16 protein-coding genes and 1 tRNA gene are annotated in these 15,579 nt (G+C 44.3%); 8 read left to right on the top strand and 9 right to left on the bottom strand.

From position 1 onward, the window contains the following. Both ACX6CI_RS13500 and ACX6CI_RS13495 read right to left on the bottom strand, forming a co-directional pair. Positions 1 to 1,623: an acyltransferase family protein gene (locus ACX6CI_RS13500; protein ID WP_458774168.1), complete on the bottom strand. Its 1,623-nt coding sequence runs from the start codon at positions 1,621 to 1,623 to the stop codon at positions 1 to 3. A gap of 1,132 nt (positions 1,624 to 2,755) precedes the next feature. Beyond that, positions 2,756 to 3,352 (bottom strand): recombinase family protein, encoded by a 597-nt coding sequence (locus ACX6CI_RS13495; RefSeq protein WP_458774167.1) that lies wholly within the window; start codon positions 3,350 to 3,352, stop codon positions 2,756 to 2,758. Between the two features lie 487 nt (positions 3,353 to 3,839). Here ACX6CI_RS13495 and ACX6CI_RS13490 point away from each other — a divergent pair, with 487 nt between their 5' ends. The 4 genes from ACX6CI_RS13490 (at position 3,840) to ACX6CI_RS13475 (ending at position 7,637) form a co-directional block, all read left to right on the top strand. Next, the gene (locus tag ACX6CI_RS13490) at positions 3,840 to 4,013 is read left to right on the top strand and encodes a hypothetical protein (protein ID WP_458774166.1); all 174 of its coding nucleotides are present in this window, start codon (positions 3,840 to 3,842) and stop codon (positions 4,011 to 4,013) included. A gap of 168 nt (positions 4,014 to 4,181) precedes the next feature. Next, entirely contained in the window at positions 4,182 to 5,735 is a 1,554-nt protein-coding gene (istA, locus tag ACX6CI_RS13485; RefSeq protein WP_458774165.1) for an IS21 family transposase, read from the top strand. A gap of 10 nt (positions 5,736 to 5,745) precedes the next feature. Continuing rightward, entirely contained in the window at positions 5,746 to 6,483 is a 738-nt protein-coding gene (gene istB / locus ACX6CI_RS13480) for an IS21-like element helper ATPase IstB (protein ID WP_458774164.1), read from the top strand. Between the two features lie 65 nt (positions 6,484 to 6,548). Further along, positions 6,549 to 7,637, top strand: a complete 1,089-nt coding sequence (locus ACX6CI_RS13475; RefSeq protein ID WP_458774163.1) for a hypothetical protein — start codon at positions 6,549 to 6,551, stop codon at positions 7,635 to 7,637. 201 nt (positions 7,638 to 7,838) lie between these two features. Here the strand turns inward: ACX6CI_RS13475 and ACX6CI_RS13470 are convergent, their stop codons facing one another. The 5 genes from ACX6CI_RS13470 to ACX6CI_RS13450 all read right to left on the bottom strand — a co-directional run bounded on the left by ACX6CI_RS13470 (position 7,839) and on the right by ACX6CI_RS13450 (position 10,552). Beyond that, positions 7,839 to 8,057, bottom strand: a complete 219-nt coding sequence (locus tag ACX6CI_RS13470) for a hypothetical protein (RefSeq protein ID WP_458774162.1) — start codon at positions 8,055 to 8,057, stop codon at positions 7,839 to 7,841. An 865-nt stretch (positions 8,058 to 8,922) separates the two neighbouring features. Next, a complete protein-coding gene (locus tag ACX6CI_RS13465) occupies positions 8,923 to 9,582 on the bottom strand; it encodes a hypothetical protein (RefSeq protein WP_458774161.1) in 660 nt (219 codons plus the stop codon). Between the two features lie 20 nt (positions 9,583 to 9,602). Continuing rightward, complete coding sequence (locus ACX6CI_RS13460) at positions 9,603 to 9,785, bottom strand: hypothetical protein (protein ID WP_458774160.1); 183 nt, start codon at positions 9,783 to 9,785, stop codon at positions 9,603 to 9,605. Between the two features lie 140 nt (positions 9,786 to 9,925). Continuing rightward, positions 9,926 to 10,282: a BRO-N domain-containing protein gene (locus ACX6CI_RS13455; protein ID WP_458774159.1), complete on the bottom strand. Its 357-nt coding sequence runs from the start codon at positions 10,280 to 10,282 to the stop codon at positions 9,926 to 9,928. 12 nt (positions 10,283 to 10,294) lie between these two features. Further along, positions 10,295 to 10,552 (bottom strand): hypothetical protein, encoded by a 258-nt coding sequence (locus ACX6CI_RS13450; protein ID WP_458774158.1) that lies wholly within the window; start codon positions 10,550 to 10,552, stop codon positions 10,295 to 10,297. Between the two features lie 104 nt (positions 10,553 to 10,656). Between ACX6CI_RS13450 and ACX6CI_RS13445 the strand changes: the two genes are divergently transcribed. After that, entirely contained in the window at positions 10,657 to 10,986 is a 330-nt protein-coding gene (locus ACX6CI_RS13445; protein WP_458774157.1) for a YegP family protein, read from the top strand. A gap of 70 nt (positions 10,987 to 11,056) precedes the next feature. On the opposite strand, the gene ACX6CI_RS13440 is transcribed toward ACX6CI_RS13445, so the two are convergent. Continuing rightward, positions 11,057 to 12,481: a tyrosine-type recombinase/integrase gene (locus ACX6CI_RS13440; protein ID WP_458774156.1), complete on the bottom strand. Its 1,425-nt coding sequence runs from the start codon at positions 12,479 to 12,481 to the stop codon at positions 11,057 to 11,059. A gap of 109 nt (positions 12,482 to 12,590) precedes the next feature. Then, a tRNA-Ala gene (locus ACX6CI_RS13435) sits at positions 12,591 to 12,666 on the bottom strand. 376 nt (positions 12,667 to 13,042) lie between these two features. Between ACX6CI_RS13435 and ACX6CI_RS13430 the strand changes: the two genes are divergently transcribed. From ACX6CI_RS13430 to mreD, 3 genes are all read left to right on the top strand, one after another. Then, complete coding sequence (locus tag ACX6CI_RS13430; protein WP_458774155.1) at positions 13,043 to 14,080, top strand: rod shape-determining protein; 1,038 nt, start codon at positions 13,043 to 13,045, stop codon at positions 14,078 to 14,080. Between the two features lie 74 nt (positions 14,081 to 14,154). Further along, the gene (gene mreC, locus ACX6CI_RS13425) at positions 14,155 to 15,033 is read left to right on the top strand and encodes a rod shape-determining protein MreC (protein ID WP_458774154.1); all 879 of its coding nucleotides are present in this window, start codon (positions 14,155 to 14,157) and stop codon (positions 15,031 to 15,033) included. Between the two features lie 9 nt (positions 15,034 to 15,042). Then, positions 15,043 to 15,573, top strand: a complete 531-nt coding sequence (gene mreD, locus ACX6CI_RS13420) for a rod shape-determining protein MreD (protein ID WP_458774153.1) — start codon at positions 15,043 to 15,045, stop codon at positions 15,571 to 15,573. Positions 15,574 to 15,579 lie beyond the last annotated feature (6 nt).

Here is a 15,579-nt window from a genome sequence, read left to right as displayed (position 1 = left end):
CTACTGCTCCTTTTCTTTATGGGTTATGAGAAATGGCCGCTCTATATATGTATAGGTGAATATTGAGAGGAAGTAGGTCGCAATACCTGCGACAATGAACATTTGGATTCCTTGAAGTGAGAAATTGAAATAGTATTGTGATAGTGAGTAAAAGAAAGTCATCAGGTTGGGATGCAATAAATAAAAACTAAACCCGACCAACCCGACCGCTCTCAATGGTAAAAAACTCATTATCTTACCAAGTAGTGCGTCTCCAGACAGAACTACGCAGAGAATGAAATTTGCTGTCAGGAACCCGACTACCCCATAATGATCTTGGATGTTAAATTTCGTTACATTTACAGCTTCCTTAGGGCAGAGCGAAACCAGAGTAATCAGTATTGTTAACCCCAAAAATGAAAACACATGTTTTCTGGTGGAGCGGTTTAGCTTTTGGAAAAACGTGTTGGTGTGAAGCCAATAGTAGATATAGGCAAAGAGAACTCCACTCAAAAATATACCAACAAAAGGCCGCAGCGATTTCCCATACCCGTAGAGTGATACAACATCTAATGTCAGATAGGTGTTTGAGATTACGATAAGAGTTGATAGCAACAGTATAGCATAACTTTTTTGTCGGGCAATCGGGATGCAGCACAGCAACATAATGAATGGGAGTAGCAGGTAGAAAAACATTTCCTGAGGAATGGTCCACATGTGTCCGTCTCCTTGAAGGAACATGAGGTGTCTGAATATCTCGGGGTTTTTTACCCAAAATAGCATGGTGATCAAAATATAGGTGTAATAAAGTGGTATTATTCTTTTGAGACGACGGAGCAAAAAGGATTGCAAATATGAAATCGAGTATGCTTTTTCAGGGTTATGGACAAAGGGTGTTGCGAGGAGGAATCCGCTTAGACCGAAGAAAAGCCAGACCCCTATGGCACCTATGCCATCCACCAATCCACAGTGTTCGGCAAGGACCATGAGTGCAGCGAGGCCCCGAACTCCATCGAGGGAGGTTATGTTTACTCCCGTTGTAGATGTTTTATGGTTGAGGTCTCGAAATGCAGGAAATGACCGATAAGAAATTGAAGAAAGAAAAATCCAAAATGGGATAGAAAGAAGTAAGGGAAAGATATGTGCGAGGAAGAAGTTGTCGATTTGTAAAGCTTCTTTCGAAATGAAGAACGGGTCATCTGAATGTGTTCTAATAAGCAAGTAATTATCTACTACCGCATATGTATTAATATTCGTGTTAGGCTCAAAACTGTTATATAAAATTTTTGGATTGAGAGAGACACTCTTCCCATAGTAACTGACAAGTCTGATTCCGTAGAGCTTGATCGAACCATTACCAGAACCGGGATCGATACGAATGTACTTGGCGGAATTGTTGTTGAGGTAGATTTTCTGAGTTATTCGTTTCTCTGCAGGGAATGGTTGAGAGCGAACATAATGATTTTTCTGAAAACCATGCCCACTTGAGTAATAGATATCAACAAAGTCTTTTTTACTAAACTCAGCATCGACGGTTATCAGGTTGTAATTGGATAGGACCGTATAGGAAATTATGACTTTGAGTGAAAAGAAAAAGAACAGGGTTAAACAGCATTTTATCAAGAAAGCAGTATTTTTGATCATTATCGAGGACTAAAAGATTGTTGTATCGTTTATTGATTGCTGATTTTACTCTTTTGGAGCTATAACATATTTCTCAAACTAAAATAATTAAAATAATATTAGGTCTCTACAGCAGGCTACCAAAAGCACACTCCCAACCCATTTTCCATGCTTGGCAACTGCCGTCCGGTTGTATCGTCTCCATCCAGAAGATGACTATTGATAGTCCCAATTAATCACCAATGATTATAGGGTATAGGTGCAAGGTTACGTGGAGCACGGCAGTATCATGCATACGGCAACTTTGATAATTGTTTCTGACTTATGTTGATTGTCTGTGTTGACAATGTGATTCACGTAGGTGTGATTATGAATACATCTTTTGTTGTACAACAGGGTGGGGAGTTGATGGTTCGGAACAGGATAAAAGAAATCGTCTACAGAACGACAAAAGGGGTTAACCCAAAATGAGTTAACCCCTTAATATGTTTGGTGGAGCTAGACGGGATCAATCTCAGTACGTGCCTGCGGCCCTAGCTGAGGAACCGTCAGGACCCTGCAAGTGCCCTGTGGCGCTCGGTTTGCTGAGCTGAAGCCCCTCCAACATCAAGTCTGTAATTACTGCGTGGTTAACTTTTGTGTACGTATTTGTGTACGCTTTAGTGTACTGGATTTAGTTGGGGTTGCCTAGTAGAAATCTGACACAAATATCTGTGACCTCATCTCTATACGTGTACACGAGAGTTTACCCCCGTGGTGCCCTCCGCCTTCCTGTTGTCTCCTTTTAAAAAGACTCTGGATGATGATTGATTGTTTGTGGTTGTGTGGCTAATAGATGCCGGAACAGAGGGCTTTGAAGCCTACAATCAAGAGGATACGACAGGTTTCCGCAAACACTCTACTGGGCGACTAATCATGTGCTCTGTATGTTCCCGTAATCCCGAGACTATTTATTAGTGTCCTCCCTTAAGAGAGAACTGAGCAAACCTTAGTATACTATAGTGTACCTGATAGTGACGATAGCAAGACAGATAGAGATAGATATAGTTATACCATCCCACACTATCGCCAACCCATAAGGTCCGCTTTACTTTCACTGTGGAGGGTTACTGGCCTCCCTTAAGACGGACTGAGGCGATAGTTTAAGACAATGTTAGTTTGCTTTCTCACCTTCTATGAGTTTCTTATATCTTGCCAACGACTTATAGATAGTCTGACGTGATACACCATATTCAGTAGCCAGATCTTTCTTATGCTTGCCTTGCTCTACTTTCTCGATGATCTCTTCCACCTGCTCAATAGTCAACGTGGCAACCCTACCAAGGTGTTTCCCTTTGGCCTTAGCAGCAGCAATACCCTCTCTTTGTCGTTCTTTAATGAGAGACCTCTCGAACTGCGCAAACGCTCCCATCATTTGCAATTGGAGCTGAGCCATGGGGGAACTGGAGTCAGGTGAGAAGATAAGATTCTCTTTATGAAACTGGATAGTCACACCTTTCTTGTTTAGATCCTCAACTATCTTCTGAAGGTCCATGAGATTACGAGCAAGGCGGTCAATAGAATGCACGTGCAAAGTATCACCATCACGTAGGAAGTCTATACAGGCTTCTAATTGAGGTCGCTTGGTATCCTTACCGGAAGCCTTGTCCGTATAGGAACGGTCTAGCTTTAGCCTTTCAAATGATTGCTTTTGTCTGTCAGTCTTCTGATCTAATGTACTGACTCTGATGTAGCCTACGTTTTCACCCATGATGTCTTCCTGATTAGCTGAGGTTGTCTTTGCGCCACTTATGCGCCTGACGTGTAAACTAATCTCTTAGACCATTCGAGAAACTATGTCAACTTAATAAAAAACAAACCTTTCGTTACATGGCTTTGCTGGTCTTGCGCTGAGTAGTCAGACGTAACGGAACGTACACCTTTGATTACACACTCGCCAGACCTTCGCTATCTCAGTAACCATGGGCTTCCTGTAATAGTGTCACTTATTAAGAGGTAGACAAGATTATTACATCTGTCATCCAACGAGACAGCCCTACGTAGACGCCCTGTTCATAAGGGTTTCAGAATAGTGCCACGTAGGTGATACAGAGAGGAACTTCAAATACCAAACCAAGTCCGGACTGTACATCCTGACTTTACGATAGAGACCCGCCTAGTTTTCTTCCTTTGCGCTAGGTGGGTTCTCTTTTTTCAACTTAACCAAGAAGCATGCAAAGGGAGAGCAAAGGAGAAGTATGAATAAACAGCACAGTAATATGGCAACAATAGTAGACGCTCATTGCGGCAAAGGCAAAACCTCATGGGGCATTCAGTTTATCAACGAACACCCTGAGAAACGGTTCCTGTTCATTACACCATTCTTAGAGGAAGTAAAACGAATCAAAAGAGATTGCCCTGAGGCAGACTGAGTATTCCAGCTGATCCCGGCCATCCATTCCATTTGATCCCGGCCGGTGATTCCATTTCATTCCGGCCACCGATTCCAGACGATCCCGGCCATTAAATTGGAGAGTAGCGACGCATAAAACCAGATGGTAGATGAACCATTTTTTGATGATTTTTCAAAGGAGGGTTCAATGCCAGGCAAGAGGTTATCTATGCGAAAAATACGAGAGGTGTTACGCCTCAAATACGAGTTAAAGCGCAGCAACCGTGAAATTGGCTTAAGTTGCGGCATTGGCCGTAGTACTGTCGGCGATTATATCCAACGCGTAAAACAGGCAGGCCTTGAATGGCCACTCCCTGAGGGGATCAGCGATGCATCTCTGGAGCATCAACTTTTCCCCGCTCCAACTCCAAAACATAGCTCTAAGTTATTCCCTGATTTCCACGAAGTGCACAAAGAGCTGCAATCCAGGAAACATGTCACCCTGATGCTGTTATGGCAGGAATACAAGGAACAGCACCCGGATGGGTACCAGTACAGCTGGTACTGTCACAGCTATCGGGAATGGACCGCCAGGCTTGATGTGGTAATGCGTCATGAGCACAGGGCTGGTGAAAAAGTGTTTGTGGATTATGCCGGGCAAACAGTGGGCATTATCGATGGGGCAACCGGAGAAATACAGAAGGCACAGATATTTGTCGCTGTCCTGGGCGCCAGTAACTACACCTATGCTGAAGCGACGATGAGCCAGAAAGTCGAAGACTGGGTAGGTTCCCACATTCGCGCCTTCTCCTTCTTTGGTGGTGTTCCGGAGCTGGTAATCCCGGACAATCTCAAGAGTGGTGTGAGCAAAACATGCCGATACGAACCTGACATCAACCTCACTTACCATGACATGGCCAACCATTATCAAACAGCGGTTTTGCCGGCCAGGGTAAGAAAACCAAGAGATAAAGCAAAAGCGGAAGCGGGTGTTCTTCTGGTGGAGCGCTGGATTCTGGCACGACTTCGAAAACACACCTTCTTCAGTCTTGGCGAACTCAACAAGGCTATCAAAGGGTTACTTGACTACCTCAATGCAAAACCCTTTAAAAAGCTCTCTGGTAGCAGGAAAAGCCGTTTCCATGAAATGGAAAAACCTGCACTGCAACCACTCCCAGCTTACCCTTATGAAATTGCCTATTGGAAAAAGGCTACCGTTCATCTCGACTATCACGTGGAGGTGGAAGGACATTATTACTCCGTCCCCTATAATCTGGTGAAAAAGCAGCTCGACATCCGTTATACAAACACAACTGTGGAATGTCTGTACCGTAATCAGCGGATAGCCAGTCATATTCGCAACCAGTCTCCTGGTCGCCATACAACCATCAGAGAACACATGCCGCCAAAACACCAGAAATATGCTGAGTGGAATCCGGAAAGATTTATCCGCTGGGCGGCGAAGATCGGACCTCAGACAAAGGTCCTAACTCAGACACTTTTAGTACAGAGAGCCCATCCTCAACAGGCCTACAGATCTCTATTAGGGATCTTGAGATTGGGGAAGTCTTATGGAGATGGGCGGCTGGAAGCTGCATGTGAACGTGCTCTACAAATCAACGCTCTCTCATACAGGAGCATAGAATCAATCCTCAAGAGTGGGTTGGATCAAAGACCGCTCAAGGCAGAGGAAAACAACTCCAAACCGGTACAACACAGCAACATACGTGGTGCTGATTACTATGACACAACTTTGCATTAAGGAGGCAATCATGCTGCTTCACCCAACTCTTGAAAAACTGAAAACTTTGAAATTTACCGGTATGGCCGATGCCCTTGATGAACAAATGCAGATGGACTCTTTGGATGACATGGGCTTTGAGGAAAGACTGGGCGTTCTACTTGACCGGGAAATGGCTGTAAGAGAAACACGACGAATGAAAACCCGCCTCCGTAAGGCAAAACTGCGCCAGGACAGCTGCATAGAAGATATAGATTTCCGCCACCCCAGAGGCCTGGATAAATCTCTTGTCATGAGACTGGCGGGTTGCGACTGGATTAAAGACCATAACAACCTGATAATCACCGGTCCAACAGGTGTCGGCAAAACTTATCTGGCGTGTGCTTTTGCAAACAAGGCCTGCCGGGAAGGGTTTAATACACTTTACCTGAGAGTGACTAAGCTCTTTGAGGACCTGAGTCTGGCTAAGGGGGATGGGCGGTATCTGAAACTGCTCACCTCATTTGCAAAGGCGGATTTACTGGTTTTAGACGACTATGGTTTGGACCACCTGAATCGGGAACAACGTCATGATTTATTGGAAATACTTGAGGATCGTCACGGCCTCAAATCAACTATGGTAACCAGCCAACTCCCTGTTGATCACTGGCATGAGCAGATCGGAGATCCAACACTGGCTGACGCCATTATGGACCGACTGGTGCACTCTGCACACAAAGTAAAACTTAAAGGAGAATCTATGAGAAAAAAGAAAGCAAACTTGACGTGAACACAGACTACGAGGTAAGGAACAAATAACAGCGTCGCTTCGCTCCGACTACCCGGCCGAGATCAATGGAATACGCAGCAGACTTTAAAGCACCCGATAATGAGTTCACAAGTAAGTCCACGCACCTAAAGGATCTACTTTTAAATGAGGAGAATATTGCCAGTACGCACAGCTTGTTTACAAGGGTGGACGCTGAGACTCGTGAGCTATTACGTATGGGCAATTATACGCTGATCTTGGATGAAGTTATGGACATCGTTCATCAGGAGTGTGTTAATCCCGCTGATATTCAAATGTTGAGGAATGAGGGGCTACTAGTGATCGATTCAGAGACAGGTAAGGTCTCTACAACTGATTGCGCTAAGAACTACAAAGGTACCTTTAGAGAGCTTATAGAGAAGGCTCAATCTGGTCGCTTAGTATGCTTCAATAATACCTTTCTGTTATGGCAGTTCCCTCCTGAGGTCTTCGGAGAGTTGTCTGAGAGTTTCGTATTAACATACCTATTCATGGGACAGATCCAGCGGTGCTATTTCGATTACCATGAGATTCCATATCAAATGCAAAGTGTCTCAGGATCACGGAAGGATGGTTACGAACTCAGCCCATACGACCCAGAGAACGATGACAGAGAACTCCGTGAGTGGCTCAAAGACAACCTTCATATATACGAGGGTAAACTTAATGACATTGGAGATGAGGGGCTTTCCCACAGTTGGCACACCAAGTACAAGACTAGTAAGCGAGTCATGAAAAAGCTACAGGATGCCACGTACAACTACTTCCATAATGTCCTCAAGGGTAAAGGTTCGGATCGCATGTGGACCACTTTTAAGGCCACCGAGAATGCGCTGAAAGGCAAAGGGTATACAAAGGGATTCGTCCAGCATAATGCCAGAGCTACCAATGACTATTCCCATAAGAAACATCTTGCGTACTTAGTTAACAGGTTTCTTCCCCCTGGACTAGTGAGCTATTTCAAAGACAGAGAAGTCTCTATCAATGCAGAGCTGTTTGCGGTATCTGAGTTGATCCAGTGGGTGTTTAGATCTGCAGTAAGAAAGCGGGCGCCTATCCATTTGTACGTGCCCAGTGAACGTATGAGAAGACTCTTGAAAGATTGGATTAACGGAAGTTTACTACCTCAAAAGTAGTAGAATGTCGAAAACATCCAGTGTTTACGGGCTATACAGAGGGTTCCCCTTAAATATAATAAGGGTATAACGGGAAGACAGCTTGGGTACGTAGGTACTGAGACTGTCAGGAGGGATACACCAGTGAAAGCATTCAGAGATAAGAGCTGTTTGCTGGATAGTTCTCAGAGGTTATCGAGTTACATCGATTGATCCGCATGATCAGACCTCTTCGAGGATCTGCTCCTTTACGGTCAACGATACTCCGCAAGCTCCGTAGTATAGACATTTTTTATTGAGATTAACCTGATCGTTCACCACCAGTATCACCAGCTCACCAAGATCGTTACCATTATCGCTTAAACTTAATAGTCTCCTAAGCATCACCAGATCAACGGAAGTATCTCCCACGACAACCAGATAGAACCAATCATAGTCCACCACCAGACCAGAGACAGGCCCTCACTACTGTTAACTGGATTCGAACTGCGTGGTGGTCTTCCATTTAAAAGCAACCAACAGTGAGTCAGTCAAAGTGTATCAATAGATAACGCTAGATAACTAGCAACTAAGACTGTCAGTGAGGAAAACACCAAGTGAGGTAATAAGTATGGCAAGAGTAAAACAAGAAGTAATCGAGAAGGCTAAAACTATCGTTAATGGCCATGTGTCTTCACCTAGCTTTCCGGATATTGAGGAGCTGCTAGAATCCAATAGGGTACTTTGCAACACGGTCGGGAACATCAAAGTATTTACAAAGGATATCCCAGACAAACACTCATAGGTCTCATCGTGGAAGCCGTAGCTGCTGCCAATATTGTTACAGTTGAAGCCCTCTGGAAGCGATATAGAAGAGCTACTGTTAATAGGGACACATCCAAGGGGAATAAGGACACATCCCTGATAGTCCCAGAGACCACAGTATATACGGGGTCTGGAGGAGTTGATTCTAATAGGGACGGATTGAGAGTTAATAGGGACACATCTAATACACTATTCATTCCACCGGAGACATCCTAGACGGATCTCGCTCGTACACTGGGTGGATTCTTTGAGTCCCAAGGGTATTCTCCAGCTACACTACTGAAGACCTCCCTAATGGCAATACGAGGAATGTCTGCCGAGATGGATGCAGCCAGTATTCAAGAGATCACTCGCTCCTTATGCGCAGAGTTAGGACTTTAGGAGCAGATTGTACAGAACACCGAACACTTTAGAATTGGATTTCATAGGGGGGGTGAGGCTTCTAGGGTGTCCGGTGGCGAGTTATTGAGATCTCTTTCGTCTCCCTCTCCATCTGTCTCTTTTACACACTTCGCCACAACCCTAGCTTGCCAAGTTCAGCCTGCAAGGATTGTCTTTCCTGATTGGACTTTTCTTGCCACTCTTTGCCAAGGCCTACTTGTTCGCTAAATACTCTTGCTTTCTCCCTAATGTCCATATCGCTACTCAGAACAGAAACATCGGCACCTATGTTTTCGTTTCCAACACCAGCTTGCCAGTTAGCCAACTGAAGGTAGCCAGCTTTAAGAAGCTCTTTAACGTTACCGTCGTCAGTGTTTTTAAGTGTTAATATGATAGCAGCTTTGATTTTGTCTTTTGAGTACGGAAGTTTGATTTCATCGGCAACACACCCAAGATCAGGTGAATCATTCTGTAGTGTCTTACCGTATGCTTTGAGGATTCTATCGATCTCTTCACACGTTGTCTGGTCTACCTTTTTAGGTTCTTGCGATATGTGCAGTTCTGGCTGTACCTGTTTTGGCAGGTTCTCAGGAATCGGAACATTGTCCTTTGAGACGATATTAAACTTACCACGTGGTCTGGCTACTGAAGCCCACCCACAACTCTTACACGAAAACTCGCTGTGATATGAGCTATAGTCGAAATCAATATGACCACACTTCACACATCCTTCTTCGTATTGTACAGGTTTCTCTTTTTTCTTTGACGATAACCACCCCATAGGACACCTCTTACCTTTTGTTATTTCCCAACTCTGAACATCTTGTAGCCAAAGAATAGAAACCCACCTATCCCCACCAGCATTAAGGTCTTCGAATCACTATCTCCGGTGTGGTGTATTACATCACCCACGTTCCACATCATCAAGACAAAACTTCCTGCAAGACCTAGCATTAAGAACTTCACTCTTTCATCAATATCCATTGCCTATCCTTTTGTTAATGATATCAGTCTACTCTAATGTACAAGGTAGGCATTATTACACCTCTATAGAAGACAGTTCAATCCTTCAATGTGGTACAATTTGATATGTCTGTAATGTATCGAAAGTATTTCTTTTTGTATCACCTGTCGGTTGTAGCTTTCTGAGGTGTCAGGTAGGCACCCCCAGTTTTACGGATGGTCGGGAGTACTTCCCCGTTCACCCACTTCTGGAAGGGGAGAGCCTTCGGTTTGTCCGATCTGTTGAGGAAGAAGAAGAGACCAGACTCAGATAGAACGATCAAATCCTGACTACCTTTATCGGTGGAAACCGTTTCCACCCCTCGCCACTCAGGAGGGACATGTCCCACAGTTTTACTAGCGTTCCAAGCGTACCCAAGTGCTACTGCGATATCCTTAGCGACAAACCAAGGTTCTCCATTGAGTTGTACCGTCCGGATCTGTAGTGTGCCAAAGTCAAAAATGGTTACGTCACTCATCTGTTCACCTCTTTAGAAGTCGTGGTTGTAGGTATCACTAAAGATGATCTTGATACCCTCATAGTGAGTCTGCTTGGCTTTAATGATCTGCCTACGTCCACCTGTGGGGTGAACCGTCGAATAACCCATCGACGTTAAACGCCGAAACGCTAGGGCCTCCTGATGAGACAGTCGGATCTCTTTGATCACTTCGCCACGCTCGTTGGCCTCATCCCGTGCGTCTGCGATTTGCTCGTCTACATACATAGGCAAAGATTCGGTAAAGATCATTTCTTCTGGTTGCTTACAGTTTCTTAGTGGTTATAACCAACTGTAGATTCACGCAATATCAATAGATATCTACTGGCACCACTAACAGACATGGAGGAGAACACATGGCAGGTAAGTTTGAGTTGTACAAAGATAAGGCTGGAGAGTTTCGTTTTAGACTTAAAGCGGGTAATGGCGAGAACATTGGTTCATCTGAGGGATACAAGACCAAGGCTGCTGCCTTAAATGGTATTGAGTCTGTTACAAAGAACGGCCCCGAAGAAGGGCAGTACAAGTTCAAGGAAGGGACCAATGGTAAGTTTTACTTCAATCTTACAGCGAAGAACCACCAAGTTATCTTGTCTTCTCAGGGGTATGCTTCAGAATCCGGAGCGAAATCTGGAACAAAGTCCGTAATGAAAGCAGTCGTCGATGCGAAGACTATTGAAGTCTGATTATTGAATATAGGGAAGGGGGGACTACTTGAGCCTCCCTCCCTTGAATACCACCTTAGACATTTCTCTGTCAGATTCTAATGAGGTCAATCCCATAGTCGATCTTCTCTATTGCTTCCTTTAGCAGGATCTTTGGAGTGAACCTCTTGCCGTATCTCCCCATTGTCTCACTCTGGATAGTATGACCATCAAGCTCATGTATCATGAACGGATCGATCTGCTTATGCTTAAGATGCGTGATAAAGGTGTGTCTGAATGAGTGAAAGTTCTTACTGGAGTCAAAGCCAAACTTCTGTTTGAACCTTTGGTACCATCTCGATACGTCTTGACTATAACCGTCTCTTCTTTTTCTTAGCTCAGGGAATAATCGATTCTCGCCTTGTTGTCTCAGTAACTCAATATGCTTCAGCAGCCCCAACTCGACTAGCTTAGGGTGTACCGGAATGACTCTGGTACTCGACAGGTTCTTGAGGCTCTTCTCTTTGCTCTCGTTAATGTCAAAGATCCACACACTATCGGTCTTACTGATGTCCTCAAGGTGAAGCTGGCAGATCTCTTCGAGTCTACATCCTGTATATAGACCAATCAAGGGAACCCAATACTGGTAAGAGTGCTTGAATGATCTTCTGGAGTACTCTGAAGAACCAAACAGCTTACGTAGATCATCACTGGAGTATGCTTGTCGCTCTTCGTCAGGCCTACCCTTCAGTTTTACCTTGAGTCCATTAGCAGGATTAGCAGAGATGAACCCATGGGAGACACCATAGTTGAACAGGTTACTCAGACGAGAAAGGTACTTGTTAATTGTGTGTGTGCTAATAGTCTTCTCAGGTTTCATCCTGAGGATCTGCTTGATAGACTTATTCCGGTAGCGCTTGTCCTTTCTCATGTTGGGTGGTAGTGAGGCAACAGTATCCTTGAATCTACGCATCATTGGTTTGTCGATGGATTCAACAGGGATATCACCTATGATCTCAACGAATAGCTTGAAGACTTGCTCGTGATCTTCCTTGGTCTTCGGCCTCCATTCCTGTGATAGCTTCTTCTCGTTGAAAAAAGACTCTTGAAGGGCGGTTACTGGAGTGATTGCGGTGTCTTGGTGCGATTGTTTAGCCTGACTTTTACTGTCAATGGTGGGCTGTTTAGGGGCGTTCTGAGGGGACTGGTTTACAAGGTTAGTATAGTGGATTACAGGAGGGTGTAGAGACATTCTAATGTCATGGATTTGCTTATCGATTATCTGCTTAAGAGTGACAGAGGTAGGTTGCTCAGAAGAGTCACCCCGAAGACTATGGGTAAGCTCATGTACAAAAGGGAGAATCGAAGCAAGGTACTGTCTTGCGGTACGGATGTTTCTCGTTTTAAGAGAGTACTTCAGTTCAGACTTACCAAATACCACCTTGAGATCTGACGGTATTCTGTATCGGAAATAGACGAGTCCGGTGTGAGTAATCTGGAGGTATTCTGGTGGTGAGTAGGAAAAAGAAAAGCCCATAATCATCTGCTCCTTGTGTACGCTTTTGTGTACGGGATTGCAGTAATTACAGGCTTGTCTAGGTGTCTAACCCTCGGTATCTTAGTAATACTCTAGGTTGACGTATGTTTGGTGGAGCTAGACGGGATCGAACCGTCGACCTCTTGACTGCCAGTCAAGCGCTCTCCCAGCTGAGCTATAGCCCCCAAATCTACCATCGTGCAGAGCAGGGATATCAATAACAGGCTTTGTTTTTTGTGTCAATAAAAAATGATAAATGTATGAATGACGTATGCATATAACTTGCTAATGAAAATGAGGTTTGTTATGTTTTGCAGGCTTAGCAATAGTACTTTGTTTGCTCTGATATACGAATGTTGATAAACTGGAAAATAAGCATAATAAATATTTTGATGCTTATTATAAACTCCTGATTAGAAAATACTCTTCGGAGATCATGTCTTGTATGACAGCTTTTTCGAAGTAATATACTCAATTATTCCCACCTCAGATTAGCTTGCTATCGGGGTGGGAAATTACATATAGGGTGTTTTGGAACACCCACTTCTCAAGGAAAACTGCATGTATTCACCATTTAACTTTTTGTTTGGCTGGTTGTCAAATGACCTGGCGATAGATTTAGGAACAGCGAATTGTGTTCTCTATGTGAAAGGTAAGGGGATTGTTTTACGCGAGCCATCTGTTGTGGCTGTGCGTCAGGACGGTCGTATGAATAAGGTGTTGGCTGTAGGTCAGGAAGCAAAAATGATGCTTGGTAAGACTCCAGGTAATATTACTGCGATTCGACCAATCAAAGATGGTGTTATCGCAGATTTTGAAGTTACCGAAGCAATGTTGAGGTTTTTTATTAATAAGGTGCACAATAGACGCACACTCGTCCATCCACGTATTATTATTTCAGTACCTTCTGGTATTACTCAGGTTGAAAAGCGTGCGGTTAAGGAATCAGCTGAGTCCGCCGGAGCAAGGGAGGTGTACCTTATTGAAGAACCAATGGCAGCAGCTATTGGAGCAGGGCTTCCTATCTCTGATCCTACTGCTAATATGATTATTGATATTGGTGGAGGAACCACGGAAGTAGCTGTTATTTCTCTTAAAGGTATTGTCTATGCCAAGTCTGTCCGCGTGGCGGGTGATAAAATGGATGAGGCTATTTTACAATATATTAAACGTAAACATAACCTCGCCATCGGTGAGAGAACAGCTGAGCTGATAAAGACAACTATTGGCAACGTGATGCCTGAAGAACCCTTTGAAACCATGGATATTAAAGGGCGGGATCTCGTGTCTGGTGTACCCAAGACCCTGCAGATTACTGCCGAAGAAATACAATCCGCCATTGCAGAGCAGGTCGATGTTATTGTTGAGGCCGTACGGGTCGCCCTTGAGGTGACACCACCTGAACTTGCAGCTGATATTGTTGACAATGGTATAGTTCTCACAGGCGGCGGGGCTCTTTTGAAGAATCTCGATAAATGTCTGAAAGAGGCAACTGGAATGCCAATCATTGTTGCCGAAGATCCACTTTCATCGGTTGTACTAGGATCTGGAAAGGCCCTCGACAACATCGATATTCTCCGCGAGGTTACAATCGAATAAGCGGTGTAGTTGTAGTTGATCAGGTGGTGGATATCCTTCCACCACTTTTCTTTTGCCCCTGACTGTAGTGACCCGTGAGAAAAAAATCTAAAAGCAAACAGGATAAAACAATCTTCTCCTCTCTCAGGGTGTTGTTTCTCCTTGCCATACTTGCCCTGGTGGGATTACTTCTTCTTGCCTCTTTGTTAGGTGGACGATTTGGAACTCCCCATCAGCTGACCCTTGACTTTATGGGGCCATTACAGAGTGTAGTCACCCGAACTGTTGGGGGAATTAGTTCCCTGAAAAATGACTATATTGCTCTGTGGAATGTGAGAGCTGAAAATGCTCGTCTTCAGTTACTTGTTAATAAATATCTTACTGAACTTGGCGAATACAGGGAAGGTTATAGTAAATATCTGCATTTTGAGGAGTTACTTGCCTTTAAGGAAAAACTTCATTTTCAACCCCTTGCTGCACGGGTGGTTGGGAAAGAACCCGCCTTCTGGTATCAGACAATTGTAGTAGACCGCGGTCGGAAAGATGACGTCCTCGATGGTATGATAGCCCTTGCTCCAGCCGGTGTCGTTGGGCAGGTTATACATACTGGCGAACACTATTCTAAAATTCTTTTGGCAAATGCCCCATCCAGCGCCATCGATGCGATGATTCAGAAAAATCGTATTCGTGGGATTTTAAAAGGTGTCGGCGAGAAGGGGTTTATTCTGCATTATGTTTTGAAAAATGCTGATGTTCAGGTCGGTGATGAAATTGTAACAGCAGGTATTGGCGGAGTTTTTCCTGCAGGAATGCCACTTGGTTATGTTTCAAAGGTGTATAAAAAGCGAAGAGGAATGTTTCAGGAGATAGAAGTCACACCCCATGTGGACTTTCAAAAGCTTGAACATGTCCTTATCGATCCCACCGATAGACGCCAGATTCTAGACTCTATGGATCTTTCCACAAAGAGGTAAGACTGAATCATGATGGTTCTCATATTCTGGTTACTGGGTGTCTTATTGATTGTGTTGCAGACCACCTTGTTGCAATATCTACCGCTGTGGCTCGGCCGACCAGATTTTATCTTTATATTTGTGGCCTTTGTGGCCTACCGTTTTGCCTGGATACCCGGGATTTTTCTGGTATTTACCCTTGGCTGGATTCTTGATGTTGTGGCTGGTATACAACTTGGGATATATCCACTTATGTGTCTGTTGACCTTAACCGGGCTTAAGTTACTGACAAATAAAAGTCCCGTCAAAGAGGCCACCTACCAGATACCGTTGGTTGGGATGAGTTACTTCCTCGTTCAGATGTTTATGTACTTTCTCTGTTCCCTCTCTTCCCCTGATCTAGTGCCCGAATGGTCATGGGGGGTCACTCTGCAACGTACTGCTCTTGTAACGGTCTCGGCTATCCCAATGTTTTTACTTTGTAACTCTCTGTATGAGCATCTCTTGAAGCGTCAGCTTCGGGGCAAACCTCCCCGGCGTCGTCGCAATAAATCTTTTTAGCGTGAA

The organism is Desulforhopalus glucosivorans, assembly GCF_054397165.1.
The sequence above is the reverse complement of the archived record's forward strand: the minus strand, read 5'-3'. Positions and strand labels throughout refer to the sequence as shown.